Annotated in this window: 14 protein-coding genes; 2 read left to right on the top strand and 12 right to left on the bottom strand. The window is 47.9% G+C overall.

All coding sequences use genetic code 11. The features are described 5' to 3' along the window. Positions 1–10 precede the first annotated feature (10 nt). From VC28_RS17160 to VC28_RS17115, 10 genes are all read right to left on the bottom strand, one after another. Positions 11–637, bottom strand: coding sequence for an energy transducer TonB (locus VC28_RS17160; RefSeq protein ID WP_049631720.1), 627 nt, complete (start codon positions 635–637; stop codon positions 11–13). A gap of 5 nt (positions 638–642) precedes the next feature. After that, positions 643–1047, bottom strand: coding sequence for an ExbD/TolR family protein (locus VC28_RS17155; RefSeq protein WP_049631719.1), 405 nt, complete (start codon positions 1045–1047; stop codon positions 643–645). A gap of 54 nt (positions 1048–1101) precedes the next feature. Beyond that, the gene (locus tag VC28_RS17150; protein WP_049631718.1) at positions 1102–1629 is read right to left on the bottom strand and encodes a MotA/TolQ/ExbB proton channel family protein; all 528 of its coding nucleotides are present in this window, start codon (positions 1627–1629) and stop codon (positions 1102–1104) included. Positions 1630–1640: 11 nt separating this feature from the next. Beyond that, positions 1641–3014, bottom strand: coding sequence for a MotA/TolQ/ExbB proton channel family protein (locus tag VC28_RS17145; protein ID WP_049631717.1), 1374 nt, complete (start codon positions 3012–3014; stop codon positions 1641–1643). Further along, positions 3011–3793 (bottom strand): DUF3450 domain-containing protein, encoded by a 783-nt coding sequence (locus tag VC28_RS17140; protein WP_049631716.1) that lies wholly within the window; start codon positions 3791–3793, stop codon positions 3011–3013. Before VC28_RS17140 ends, VC28_RS17145 begins: the two co-directional genes overlap by 4 nt. Positions 3794–4056: 263 nt before the next feature. After that, positions 4057–4563, bottom strand: a complete 507-nt coding sequence (locus tag VC28_RS17135; RefSeq protein WP_049631715.1) for a dihydrofolate reductase — start codon at positions 4561–4563, stop codon at positions 4057–4059. Between the two features lie 53 nt (positions 4564–4616). Beyond that, a complete protein-coding gene (locus tag VC28_RS17130) occupies positions 4617–5456 on the bottom strand; it encodes a thymidylate synthase (RefSeq protein WP_049631714.1) in 840 nt (279 codons plus the stop codon). Between the two features lie 30 nt (positions 5457–5486). Beyond that, positions 5487–6326, bottom strand: coding sequence for a prolipoprotein diacylglyceryl transferase (lgt, locus tag VC28_RS17125; RefSeq protein WP_049631713.1), 840 nt, complete (start codon positions 6324–6326; stop codon positions 5487–5489). A gap of 79 nt (positions 6327–6405) precedes the next feature. Beyond that, positions 6406–8679 carry a phosphoenolpyruvate--protein phosphotransferase gene (gene ptsP / locus VC28_RS17120; protein ID WP_049631712.1) on the bottom strand — a complete coding sequence of 758 codons (2274 nt, stop codon included), beginning with the start codon at positions 8677–8679 and terminating at the stop codon, positions 6406–6408. 54 nt (positions 8680–8733) lie between these two features. After that, the gene (locus VC28_RS17115; protein WP_049632497.1) at positions 8734–9237 is read right to left on the bottom strand and encodes an RNA pyrophosphohydrolase; all 504 of its coding nucleotides are present in this window, start codon (positions 9235–9237) and stop codon (positions 8734–8736) included. A 238-nt stretch (positions 9238–9475) separates the two neighbouring features. On the opposite strand from VC28_RS17115, the gene VC28_RS17110 reads away from it, so the two are divergent. After that, positions 9476–10132, top strand: coding sequence for a histidinol-phosphatase (locus tag VC28_RS17110; RefSeq protein WP_049631711.1), 657 nt, complete (start codon positions 9476–9478; stop codon positions 10130–10132). A 15-nt stretch (positions 10133–10147) separates the two neighbouring features. Here VC28_RS17110 and VC28_RS17105 read toward each other — a convergent pair whose 3' ends face one another. Continuing rightward, positions 10148–11341: a class I SAM-dependent rRNA methyltransferase gene (locus tag VC28_RS17105; RefSeq protein WP_049632496.1), complete on the bottom strand. Its 1194-nt coding sequence runs from the start codon at positions 11339–11341 to the stop codon at positions 10148–10150. A gap of 346 nt (positions 11342–11687) precedes the next feature. Between VC28_RS17105 and VC28_RS17100 the strand changes: the two genes are divergently transcribed. Next, positions 11688–13667: an Ig-like domain-containing protein gene (locus tag VC28_RS17100; RefSeq protein WP_049631710.1), complete on the top strand. Its 1980-nt coding sequence runs from the start codon at positions 11688–11690 to the stop codon at positions 13665–13667. 83 nt (positions 13668–13750) lie between these two features. Here the strand turns inward: VC28_RS17100 and VC28_RS17095 are convergent, their stop codons facing one another. After that, positions 13751–14299 carry a glutathione peroxidase gene (locus VC28_RS17095; protein WP_369799049.1) on the bottom strand — a complete coding sequence of 183 codons (549 nt, stop codon included), beginning with the start codon at positions 14297–14299 and terminating at the stop codon, positions 13751–13753. Between the last annotated feature and the right edge of the window lie 219 nt (positions 14300–14518).

The following is a 14518-nucleotide window of genomic DNA, read 5'->3' as shown; positions in this document are numbered from 1 at the left end:
TCATTACCCCTTATTTCTGCATCTCGTAAGTGAAGCGGTTTTTCACACCAGGAACTTCTACCGCTTTCCCATCAACCACTTTCGGCTTGTATTTGAATTTCAGAGCAGCCTTAACAGATGCACGGTTAAATACAGTAGTGGGTTTACCTTCTTTGGTGATGCACTGATCAGGTATAGGCTGAGGATCACGCGTAGTACCAGTTTCCGTCACTGTGTAAACCACTGTGCAGAAACCTTCAATTCCGCGCGACAAAGCTGTACTTGGATACTCAGGCGGAACCTTCACGATAGGCAGATATTCGCCCTCGCTAAAAGCCAATGAGTTTCCACCAACATCAATATCAGCCTTGGCAACAGGAGCACTCATGTTTAATGCATCGCCAGAAACATCTGGAGCTTCAAACTCTGGCTCCGGCAAATCAGGAGGAGTTTCAGGCTCTTGTGGTTTTTCTGGCTTGGCATCTTCCATGCGAGTTTCAATTTTGGTGTCGGACATGCGAATATCTGGGATTTTCACAGACTTTGATTCATCAGGTGGAGCAAACTCTGTGTTAACCAAACTATTCATCAAAAACAGGAGTCCAAGTGTGGTAACTACCCCGAGGATTCCCGCTATGGTTACTTTAGTAGGATTCATAGCTATTAATTCTTCTCAGTAGATACACTTACGTCGGTTACGCCAGCTGTACGAGCTGCGTTCGCTACCTCAACTACAAACTTGATATCAGCATCTTTATCAGCCTGAATAGAAATAGCACCTTTTGGATTGTCTACACGCATACGCTCTATTGCCTGGCGCAAATTACGCGAATCAATTTTTTTCTTATCCATCCAGATTTCATTATCAGCACCAACGGCAATCAATATACTTGCGTTTGGCTTGTCATCCGCAGTGTTCGCATCTGGCCGGGTCACATCTTTACCGGTTTCTTTGATGAAAGTTGCAGTAACAATAAAGAAGATCAACATAATGAACACAACGTCCAACATGGGCGTTAAGTCAATTGCTTGAGCCTCTTCTTCTCGTTTGGGATTATTCCTGCTCATGAGACATCTCTTTCATACAGGTTAAAATTTATCACCACCAATGGATCACTGTAATTAGTGATCCATTGTCAAATGATCTGCAAACAATGCCTTTTCACTGTCAGCGACACGAGTCAAATAAGTACTAGCAAAAACACCTGAAATTGCAGCAACCATTCCAGCCATTGTAGGGATAGTAGCTTTTGATACACCACCCGCCATTGACTTGGCATCACCACCACCGGTATTTGCCAGAACACCAAATACGTCGATCATACCCGTTACTGTACCCAGCAGCCCCATCAATGGACAAATCGCAACAAGTGCACCAATCAAATCAAGGTTTGCGCTGATTTTATCGTTCATGCGAGAAATCATTGCATTGCGGATTTGGTGAGCATTCCAGGACTTGCGCTCTTTGCGAGCCTCCCAAGCATTTAATTGACTTTGAATCTGCCCTCTTAGATTGCCCTTGAAGTAGATAACTCGCTCAAAAATGAGTGCCCACATAACAAAGGTCAAGGCAGCAATGAGATACATCACAAAACCACCTTGATCCAAGAAGGCTTTAAGGTTTCCGAAAAAATCCATTAAAGCCTGCATGGTTTAATCTCCTACTTGCGCTCGGTATTTTCGGCAATAATGCCAGTAGTTTGCTCATCCAAGACGTGAATTACTGACTTAGCACGACCATTAACGAAGGTGTGCATCAGAACCATAGGAATAGCAACTAAAAGACCTTGAACAGTGGTGATAAGTGCAGCAGAAATACCGCCTGCCATGTTCTTAGGATCACCAGCACCAAATATTGTGATTGCTTGGAAGGTGGTAATCATACCGGTTACGGTACCCAACAATCCGAGCAAAGGAGCAACAGCAGCAATAATCTTCAATATTGCCAATCCGCTTTCAATTGAAGGACGCTCTTTTAACACAGCCTCTTCAAGCTTAAGTTCAAGCGTTTCAACATCAACATTTTTGTTTTCCTGTGCCACTTTCAGTACACGCCCTAATGGGTTATTGGCGCTTGGGTTAGCAGGATTTTTCAGCTGAGAGTTAACTTTTGCACTCATACCGAAGAGTACAATCATACGCCAGACCCCTAACAGAATCCCGAAAATCCCTACATATACAATCACCCATCCTACGGAGCCGCCCTGATCGAGATACTCTCTAAGATTTGGCTTTTGAATAAGTGCTGCAAGCAACTGACCGCCAACAGGGCCTGTTGGATCGATACCCACATCCACTACACCTGTTGATGCATTTTGCAATGCACTGGCAGCAGACAGCATATCAGAAGCAGGCTGACGACCTAATTCTTCAATTTTTCCAGAGTTGTAGCTCAGGTAGGTACCATTCGATACCAGATTGTAAGCACCAATACGTACGATTTCTTGCTGTGACTGCTCACCATTAGGCTTAATGACAGTACCGTTAAATTTCACAACGCGACCAGTTTCAACCATTTCGCGCTGAACCTCGTACCAAAGACGTTCAATTTCTTCGATATCCGGCAATTGGGTACTACCATTCATCTTCTCGATGAGAGCATCAAGGAAATCACCGCGATTAGGGTATTGCGCACTCACCAAGGAAGTTTCCAGAGTTGCACGCAAATCACCTGCGGTAGAGGTCAAATGACCAAACAATTCACGCATGGAGCCCAGGCGCTCATTTAACTGAGCCCTTTTCTGAGTTACCAACAGTTGCTGTTCTGCGTATTTTTTCTCAAGAGCTTGAGAGCGATTTTCTTCAGCTTGGCGAGTAGCCTTAGCTTGCGCCAGCAAGTTCGCTTGATTTGCTTTGTCACGGGCAAACTCAGCTTCACGTTGTTTGTGCTCGGCAGACTCACTAATTTGTGATTTCTTAACCATATCGAGCAACTGATCCAAGGTCTGTGCTTTCTCTTGTGCAACAGCAAAGCTGGTGCTCAGCAAGCCAGCCGCCGCCAGCATCAGACAGCTTTTAACAAACTTCATTTTCATTGTGCTGCCTCCGGAGCTTGAATTGGCATAGTCATAATATCTTTAGTTGCCTGATCACGAGCAATCTTCAAGCCTTTAAGGATTTCACTGTTGTAAGAACTATCCAAAGGCAACCAAGCTTTTTGGGCTGCATCCCAATAACCACTCGATTGAGCATCAGTTGTTTGATACATCAGAGAAATACGGCCTACACGAAGAATATTAACTTCGCGATCTTGACCATCAAGGTTCAGGGTAGTTTTGTAGGCACTGATAGTGCTGCCGTAAGCAGACTCAATTTTGTAGGCTTCCAGCACTTGACGGAATTTCTCTGATACAGAGATATCAGCGCGATCTTGGTTGGCACGAACCATATCCAAGCTTGCTTTGCGGTCATCCAAGTAGAAAGGCTTATCCAAATTAACAAACTGCTCAAGACTATCAAGCATGCGGAAAATCAATGGCTGAATTTGGCGCTCGATTACAGTTACTTTCTCGATTGACTGCTCCAACTCGGTTACTACAGTCAATTGTTTTGCAACTTGTTTTTCCATTTGGGCGTTGAAAACGCGCAGATCTTCGATCAACTTATTTTGACTCTTGAACTCTTGAGTCAAGTCATCGGTTTCTTGAGCCAGTCTATCGATACGCTTTTGAGAATCTTGCGCCAGAGTAGTCTTGGCTTGGCCTGCTTTAAGTACTGCATCCAGACTTTGATCTGCCATGGCAACGCTACCCATTAGCGCGCCGGCAGAAAGCATGGTGGTAATAGCCACTGCTTTCAATCGCTGCTTTTTCATAATCCCCCCAACTGGGTGTTCAATCAAGTGAGTTTGCGGCAACCCGCTGCCGCAGACGCGTTATCCACGTAGCCTCGTATTGAGGCAGCTAAGAACGGCGGCATTGTAATAAGCGCTACGGCTTACTTTCCAATGATTTATCCTTAAGCTTTTTACGTGTGTATTTAGGTATCACTCTGGTAACACATATCGCAATTAATAAGGTCACCAGTAACACAACAAACAAAAATAAAACTACTTCACACTTTCAGAAAATCGACGGGCTATTTGTCACCCGCATATTCATCCAAGCGATCATATGTCAAAAAGGTATAGCCTGGAGAGGCATCAGCCTCACCATCAACACTGGATATCAATGACCAAATTGAAGAATCAGGTTCAGCAAAAAAAGCATCGCCATCAGGCTCCAGATCAACACGCGTAAGATAAATTCGCTGTACAACAGACAGTGCAGCCTTATAAATTTCTGCACCACCTATAATCATTGCCTCAGAGGTGCCGAGTCCGTTTGCCACTTGCACCGCCTCACCAAAACTGTGGGCAACCTTGACCCCCTCAGCAACCCATTCAGGATTACGGGTAATCACAATATTAAATCTACCGGGAAGAGGGCGACCTATAGATTCATAGGTTTTGCGCCCCATTATTACCGGTTTTCCTAATGTTACCGATTTGAAATATTTGAGATCCTGCGGGAGATGCCAAGGCAACTGATTATTGCGCCCTATAACACCATTTTTGGCGACGGCCACGATGATGGCTAATTTCATGCAGGGTATTCGCCTTCTTATTGACTACTTATTTGCCAACAACCAACAAACCACTAAATGGCAATAGGCGCAACTATACGCGGATGGGGTTGGTAACCTTGGAATTCAAAATCCTGAAGCTCGTAATCAAAAATCGACTCAGGTTTACGACAGATCTTAAGTGTAGGCAAGTTTTTGGGCTCGCGTGTTAATTGTTCGTAAACTATGTCGTCAGAAATATGATTATTGTAAAGATGACAGTCACCAAAGGTGTGCACAAAATCGCCAACGCCCAGATCACACTGCTGCGCGATCATATGAGTTAACAATGCATAGCTGGCGATATTGAAAGGTACTCCGAGAAACAGGTCCGCGCTACGCTGGTACAACTGACAAGATAACTTTCCTTCCGCCACGTAAAATTGAAATAGAGTATGGCAGGCTGCCAGCGCCATCCGCCCATGCTCCACATTTTGCTGTGGGCTCATAGACTCATCGGGTAAATCAGCGGGGTTCCATGCAGAGACAATCAAGCGACGGGAGTAGGGATTTTTTTTGATCTGCTCAATAACCTGGGTAATTTGATCGATTGTAGAGCCATCTGGACAGGCCCAACTGCGCCATTGCTTTCCATAAACAGGCCCCAGCTCACCCGACTCGGTTGCCCATTCATTCCAGATACTGCAACCACGCTCTTGCAGCCAGGTAACATCTGTGCGCCCCTGTAAAAACCACAATAACTCGACAATAACACTCTTGAGATGAACAGTTTTGGTTGTTACTAATGGAAACCCATCGTTTAGATTGAATCTCAATTGCCTACCAAAAACCGAACGGGTTCCGGTGCCGGTACGGTCTCCTCGTTGCACTCCGTTTTCAACCACATCGCGCATCAAATCAAGATATTGCTTCATCAAACAACTCACACAGAAAATAGAAAACGATTAATTCTTGGCCTTTCCGTCAGCGAACTTGTAGGCATAAATCAGTAATCCAAGCCCAAGCAGAAACATAGGAACGCAAAGCAATTGCCCACGAGTCATCCACCCCATGAGATCAAACCCGATCCCTTGATCTGGCTCGCGCACAAATTCAACACTGAAACGAAAGATCGAATAGCCTATCAGGAAAACACCCGATACAGCGCCACGCGGGCGAGGCTTGGAAGAAAACCAGAACACAATGATAAACAACACCAAACCTTCAAAGAACGCTTGATATAGCTGACTTGGATGACGAGCCACCCCCTCTGGAAGCGCCTTTGGAAAAACCATAGCCCAAGGGACATCGCTAATACGCCCCCATAACTCCTGGCCGATAAAGTTTCCCAGCCGGCCAAAACCAAGACCAAGCGGCACTATCGGTGCCACAAAATCCATGACACTGATAAATGAACGGTTAATTCGATAGGAATAAATCAACATGGCCACAATGACACCTATCAAACCGCCATGAAACGACATTCCACCTTCCCAAACCCGCAACAACAATAGCGGGTCAGCCATCCACTGATCAAAGCTGTAAAAGATGACATATCCGAATCGCCCGCCAAGAATTACACCAAAGGCACCATAGGTAATCAGGTTTTCAACTTGCGTCTTGTTAATCACGGCTCCCGGAGCTTTGGCACGATACAACGCCAACAGCCAAGCACTGGCAAACGCCAGAAGATACATAATCCCATACCAATGCACATTAAACGGGCCAATGGTCATATCGCCCAAAGTGATGGGCCCAATAGGGATGGTAAAAGCCACGGGGTTTAGATCGGGGTATTGCAACATAAGCAGTTAAACCTGGTACACCTACAAATTGACGGCCGTCGATTATGACGACTATTTATGACCAGCCAAAGACATTCACTTAGCCGGCATCCGATGTGACGGGACGAATCAAACGAGTTAATCCTGATTCCCGCAGTTCGCGTGCGATGTGTTCACGGATCTGATCACCATTTGACATGCGCATCACATCAGACAGTAATTTTTTGGCATGTTCATAGGTAATGCCACGAATAACCGACTTTACCTTGGGCAAATTGGTTGCATTCATGGACAGGACATCGTATCCCATCGCCATTAACAATATGGCTGCCCCCGGGTCACCCGCAAGCTCACCGCAAATACTGACACTGATACCCGCATCATGAGCGGCATAAACAATATATTGCAGGGCGCGCAACACCGCGGGATGGAAAGCCTGATAAAGATCAGCAACTTGCGCATTATTGCGATCCACAGCCAGTAAGTACTGGGTCAAATCGTTACTGCCAACAGACAGAAAATCCACCCGCCGCGATAGCTCCGGCGCAAGATAAACAGCAGCAGGAACCTCAATCATAACGCCGACTTGCGGCTTGCGAACCCTGAACCCTTCCTCTAACAGCTCCTTATAGACGCGCAGGATCAAGGCTTTGGATGCATCCACTTCTTGCACATTGGTGATCATTGGCAACAGGATGCGTAGATTATCTAACCCCTCACTGGCTTTGATCATGGCACGGATCTGGGCCAGAAAAATTTCGGGGTGATCAAGGGTTACGCGAATTCCGCGCCACCCCAAAAACGGGTTGTCCTCTTCGATTGGAAAATAGGGCAAGGCTTTATCGCCGCCGATATCCAACGTCCGCATAGTCACTGAGTGAGGCGCAAATGCCTCCAGCTGTTCGCGGTAAATGGCGCGCTGCTCTTCTTCGCTGGGAAAACGATCGCGCAGCAAGAAGGGAACTTCCGTGCGATACAATCCCACCCCTTCCGCTCCCCGCTCCAGCGAACGAACAACATCGGCCATCAGCCCGGTATTGACATGGAGAGGTAGGCGGTAGCGATCTTTTGTCTCACAGGGTAGGTTCTTCAGCGCTTCGAGGCCTTTGACCAGCGCCTGCTCCTCCAGAAAAATCGCTTTGTATTGTTTGCGCAACTGGGCACCGGGGTCGCAATAGACCGTGCCTTTGTAGCCATCAACAATAATTGACCTGCCATCAATCTGGGTGAAAGGTAAATCCACTGCCCCCATCACCGTAGGGATATCCATCGCCCGGGCAAGAATTGCCACATGTGAGTTAGATGAGCCCTGTACAGACACTAGCCCCGCCAGCTTTTCTTTGGGGATCTCACCCAACATGGAGGCCGTCAACTCTTCACCAATCAGAATGGTTTTATCCGGGTAGACGCGTGTTTTTTGATTGGATTCCTGCAAATACGCCAGCACACGACGCCCCAGATCGCGCAGGTCAGTAGCGCGTTCGCGCAGATAGGGATCATTCATGCTGTTGAAAATGTTTTCATGTTCGATGATCACCTCGCTCCAGGCATAGGACGCATTTGCTCCCTTGCGGATACGACCAACCACCTCACTCGCCAAGGATGCGTCATCCAACATCGCAAGATACGCATCAAATAAAGCCTGCTCTTCACGATTGATACGGGCTTTTAGCTGTTCTCCGAGCGATTTGATATCTTCGCGCACAGCCATCAGACTGCGCTGGAAAAAGTCGATTTCAAGCTCAACGTCTTTGCAGGCCTGATAGGGAACAGAGCGTAGGTCTGCAGCCGGTGCAATAACAACGGCTTCGCCTATAGCAATCCCCGATGCGCCCGACACCCCCACAAACTTGGATTGGGCAGCCTTGGCTTTAGTACCCACAGGCATAACACCACCAGTCGCCTCAGCGTGGGCAATAACGCCGGCCAACTGGGCAGACATAGTGACAAGAAAGGCCTCTTCACCCTCATCAAAACGGCGCTGCTCTACTTGCTGGACAACCAGTACGCCCAACACTTTACGATGATGGATAATGGGTACCCCTAAAAACGAGCTATAACGCTCCTCTCCGGTTTCAGGGAAATATTGATAGCTGGGATGAGCCTCTGCATGCTCAAGATTGATAGGTTCTTCACGTACCACAACACGACCAACCAAGCCTTCGCCCGCGGCAAGTCGCACCCGCCCCACCGCATCGGCATTAAGGCCGTCGGTTGCCATGAGCACATAATCGCCTTTTGCATCACGCAAATAGACAGAGCACACCTGGGTGGCCATCACTTGCTTCACTCGCGTAACAATAATCGCCAACGCGGTTTTCATGTCACGCGCGGCGTTTACTTCCTGAACGATGGAGCGAAGTGAGTTCAACATAAGGGTGATGATCAAACCTGTCAGATGGATTAATTTCTATTTATGCTTTTGATGCTAACGAAGTCGGAGGCCGCGCTCCTCCATATGCGAATGATACAGGGACAATTCTTTCAACGCGCGCCGGTACACATCACGCTTGAACGAGACCACCTTACCCAGCGGATACCAATAGCTCACCCAACGCCAATCATCAAATTCGGCTCTCCCACCGTTATTGAGACTGACTTTTGAGTCATCACTCAACATACGCAAAAGAAACCATTTTTGCTTTTGGCCTACACACAGAGGAAGTGAGTTGTGGCGCACCAGACGATGCGGCAGCCGATAACGCAACCACCCCCGGGTACACGCCAGAATCTCTACATCACTCTGGTACAAACCAATTTCTTCATGCAGCTCACGATACAGCGCCTGCTCAGGGGTCTCGCTCGGGTTGATACCACCTTGGGGAAACTGCCAGGCATCTTGCCCCCCGACACGCCGGGCCCAGAGGAGCTGCCCTTGATCATTGGTCAAAATAATGCCCACATTCGGGCGGAATCCATCAGAATCTATCACGGGGGAACAGTCCATATAAAAGGTTTTACTGTGGGGAATCATGCCAATTTGTACCACTAAATCAGGGTGCAACATGTTCCACAAAACAGCGTTTTCCGCACTATATCAGGCTTACCCAAACCCGCAACCCTGAATCTGAGAAATGGATTTGCATTGAGCCTATGGATATCGCCCGCTATCCTAGCGCCCTTTTACGAGCAATTTTGCACCTAAAGAACTAACCAAAACGGGGAATATTGTGGCGCTGGCTATTTTTGATCTCGACAACACTCTAATTGCGGGCGACAGCGACCACAGTTGGGGCGTATTTCTAGTGGAAAAGCAATTGGTGGACGCGGAAGTCTATCGTCACGCCAATGATGGCTTTTACGCCGATTATAAAAATGGAACATTGGACATTCGCGCTTATTTGCAGTTTTCACTTGCCCCTTTGACCCAACACAGCATGGAAGACCTGCAAAAATTACACGCAGAATTTATGCAGAAACACATCGAGCCCCTGATGCTTCCCAAAGCAGAGGCACTCTTGAAGAGACACCGTGAACAAGGTGATCATCTGCTTATCATCACCGCCACCAACGGATTTGTGACGCGCCCTATCGCCAAACGTCTTGGCGTAGATGACATATTAGCTACCGATCCGGAAGTGGTTGATGGCCGCTACACCGGTAACTTTGTGGGCACTCCCTGCTTTCAAGCAGGAAAAATTACCCATCTACATGAATGGCTTAAGAGCAACCATCACTCATTGGAAGGCGCTTATTTCTACAGTGATTCAATCAACGATCTGCCCCTCCTTGAGCTGGTTGACAATCCAGTTGCCGTGGATGCGGATGAGCGCCTTAGCCACATCGCACGCGAACGCGACTGGACGATGCTAAGCCTGCGCGATTAGCTAACCAGAGGGTGTTTACGCCAGATACACACGCGCAAACACCGCTTTTAAATAGTCAGTCTCGGGGATGGCAGGATGAACGGGGTGATCGGCACCCTGCCCACCCTGCCCAATAATCTGTACATGGCGATCCAGATGGCGGCCTGCAGCCCGCACAATTTCTACCAACGTATCTTTTCCCAAATGCATAGAGCATGAGCCCGACACCAACAATCCGTCACGTCCCAATAAACGCATTCCCAATTCATTAATATGACGATACGCGGCCTCACCCGCCTTTTGGTCTTTGCGCTTTTTGATAAAAGCAGGAGGGTCAAGCACTACCACATCAAACCGCTCGTCGCTCGCAATCAGCTCTTTAAGAACATCGATCGCCTTGCCCTGAATAGCAGCAACCCGGTCAGCCACCCCATTGAGCTGGGCGTTCTCTAATACCGCATCTGCCGCAGCTTCAGAAACATCCACACAAAACACTTCACTGGCACCCGCCACTGCAGCTTGAACCCCCCATCCACCAATATAAGAAAACACATCCAACACACGCTTGCCGTGAACGTATTGCTGCAAGAGCGCACGATTCATACGGTGGTCGTAAAACCAGCCTGTCTTTTGCCCACCATGCACCGGAGCCATAAAACGCGTACCGTTTTCCACCAACTCAACCGACTCAGGCACCTCGCCGTAAGCTACCTGGGTATATTCAGGCAATCCTTCCAACACTCGTGCACTGTGCTCATTGGCAAGTAAAACGCCCTCGGGTGCCAGCACCTGAACCAATGCTTCAACAATCTCATCCTTGACCAATTCCATGCCTGCACTGGCAATTTGTACCACCAGATAATCACCAAACCTATCCACCACCAGCCCCGGCAACAAATCAGAATCGCCGTAAATCAGGCGATAAAAAGGCTCATCAAAAGCCAGTTCACGCAACGCAAGTGCCTGCTTGATACGATGCACCAGAAGGGATTTATTTAACGGATGCTTTTCATCGCGGTTGATGATGCGACCACAGATCAACCCATTCGGATTGATCAAAGCAATCCCCAGCGGCTTACCATTACTGCTGGTGACGAGCGCTTGCTGCCCCATTGAGAAGGCTTTGAGTGGTGACTTGGCAACATCCACCTCATTGCTATAGATCCATAAATGCCCCAGTTTCAAACGGCGATCAGCTTGGGGATTAAGAACAAGAACAGGCAGATTCATAGCAACACTCACAAGATAAAAAAGTGCGCAGATTATAAGGCTTGTGCGACTGGGACACAGAAATAAAAACAGCCCGGCGGCAAAATGCGAAAGGAAAGAAGCTCCAAGTGACGCATAAAATGCTAATAAACGCACAAATATCCCGCGTTTTGCACTCAGGAGCGCGTTTTTTAAACGCCTAGCTCTTTATCATTCAAAAGATATGAGCTAACGTTAGCTTTGGCCAATAAGTATCAATAAGCTCAAGAGCTTAGCGCCGATTCTTTATGCCGTTTATATCATTGAATTCAATACCAGCCGCCGCCTTATGCCCATCTTTCGGCGTTCGGAAACCTAGGAAGACACCATGCATACTCTAAAAACGACGACGATAGTCAGTGCAGCTGCTCTGAGCCTGTTACTCTCCGCTTGCGGTGGCGGTGGCGATTCACCGCTGATTAACGGTGGCTCCAGTAGCGTCAGCTCTGGCACAGTAGATACCACAACCCCAACATCTATAGGTCTCGGCAGCGGCGCTGATTTTGTTGCTGGCCAGATTGGCGTGGGCATCGGAAATGCGACCCTGTCTCCCGGTGGAAGCACAACACTGACAATCAATGTTGTAAGCCCAACCAATACATTGGTAACCAATCCGGTCAATGTGACATTCAACTCAGTATGCGTTGCTTCCGGTGAGGCCATCCTCAAGAACGGCGATACAACCACTAATAATGTTTCCACCACCAATGGTCAGGCCTCTATCACTTATACCGCTAATGGTTGCGTAGGTAACGATGAAATTACCGCGAGTGCGGTACTTGCTGGCAGCACTAAAACAGCCAGAGCAACATTGAATATCGCCTCAGATACCATCCAGACCGTTTCTTTTATTGAGGCAGACCCAACACTGGTGAATTTGAAGGGCACAGGAGGGAAAGAAGTGTCCAACATTCGTTTCCGTGTTCTGGGCGCGACTGGAGCCCCAATGAAAGGGGTAGATGTTGATTTTTCACTTAGCACCTCTGTAGGCGGCCTCAGCCTGACGGATACAACCACCAAAACTGATAGCGCAGGTTATGCAAAAACCACCGTGCAAGCCGGTGCAGTGGCCACCACCGTGCGCGTAACTGCCAAAGCGCGTGGCACCGAAATATCTACCCAATCAAGTCAACTGATCGTATCAACCGGCATTCCTGATCAGGACAGTATGTCGCTTTCGGCAACGAATACTTTTCCTATCGGAGCATGGAACTATGACGGCATAGAATCGCAGATCACCATCCGTATGGCTGATGCATTTAACAACCCTCCACCAAATGGCACAGCGGTTACTTTTACGACTGAAGGCGGCTCAATAGTATCTGGCTGCCCTACTACTGATGGCGCATGTACCGTCAGATGGATCAGCCAAGCACCAAAACCAACTCGCAACAGTGCAAACAACTCGGTTGAACGTATTCTCTGCGTTGATGCTATTGGCAACCCAGTCCCAGATGCAGATGCTTGCGCACTGGAACGCGCAGGCCGTGTAACCGTCCTTGCCACAGCGATTGGTAACGAAAGCTTTATCGATGCCAACGGGAATGGCTATTTCGACAAACCGAATCCTAGCGACCCTGACCCCACTCGCCGCGGAGATATCTTCCGATCCTACAACAATGGCGGTGACTGCGACGCAAACGTTCCTCCATCGTCAGCCAAGACCCCAGCCAACTCAGGCATCATTCCCTGTGACGACTTGGTTGAGGCTTACATCGACAAAAACGAAAACGGCAAGCGTGACCCAGATGAAGAATTCACAGACTTCAATAAAGACAATGCACATACCATTGAAAATGGTATGTACAACGGCGTTCTGTGCCAAAACGAAGGAGATGGCTGTACCAAAACAGGTGTCACAATTCGCGAAGACTTATTGCTTGTAATGAACAGTACCAACATGCTGTTCCGCAATGGCGTATTCCCCTTCATCAATAGCAATGTGAAGTTAAAGGCCACTCCACAAGGATCATCCAGTTCGGCTGCCGCATCATCTGGGGCTTCATCCTCTGCCGGCAATAGTGGCCCAGATTTCGAAACTATTTGGTTCTGGATGGCGGATGAAAACGGTCACGGACTGCCCGCCGGCACTACGCTTGATGTTGATACCAGCAACCTCAAAAATGCAGATGCTACTATTGGCCTCAAAGGCCCAATCGCAGCATCGTTAAGCCCCGCAAGAGTCAATGTAACCGTTGTTGCTGCAACGTCGGGCACTCCTTTCGGAACATTCAATATCGACATCACAGTTCCAACACCGGGCGGTGAGGTTATCTACACACAAACCGTGGTAGTGAGCGCCGAATAAATTTTGGGACGCGCAAATCAAAAAGCCCTTCATTTTCATGAAGGGCTTTTTGATTTTTTGGATACCGCTAAATATTTATCAACTTAGAGAAGCTTCTCAATCGCTCCCGCCAGCTTCGCTGAATCTGGCTTTGTCATACTTCCGAAATGCTCAACAACCTTTCCGTCTTTACCCAGCAGATACTTATTGAAGTTCCATTTGGGCTCTTTGGATTGGCTCGCTAAAGCCTTGAACAATGAGTTGGCCTGCTCACCTTTTACGTGGGTAGGTGCCAGCATGGTAAAGGTCACACCGTAGTTTAAATAACAAATTTCAGCGGCTTTCTCTTCATCGGCATCTTCTTGTTTAAAGTCATCACTGGCAAAACCCACCACTACCAAACCTTTGTCTTTGTATTTCTTATGCAAGGCTTCCAGCTCTTTGAATTGCGATGTAAAACCACAATGGCTCGCCGTATTCACTACCAATACCGCCTTGTTTTCCATCAGCTCACAGATATTTACCGAATCTTTGGAATGCAACTTACGGTATTCGCCTTTCATATAGTCCGGGCAGGCCGACGCTGCCACACTCGCCATACTCATAATTGCCGCTCCCACCAAACTCAGTGTCGTTTTAGTAAATAGACTCACAACCATTTCTCCTTCCGCAGGGTATTGGCGACACGCCAACACAATCAGTACGAAGTCTATGCTTTTTTGGATGCAATAAAAGCCATGGCGGTGCTACTTAACCAATCCTTACCGACTCGATTCAGAAGCCAGATGTGCGTTGCGGATAAATAAAAAAGCGGATCTGCAAGCAGATCCGCAAAAGTCCGGGGAGGACATAACGAGTGAAAAATTGTTGCG

It is taken from the genome of Cellvibrio sp. pealriver, assembly GCF_001183545.1.
GTDB lineage: Bacteria > Pseudomonadota > Gammaproteobacteria > Pseudomonadales > Cellvibrionaceae > Cellvibrio.
Note: the sequence above shows the minus strand (reverse complement) of the source record. Positions and strands in the feature narration are given on the sequence as shown.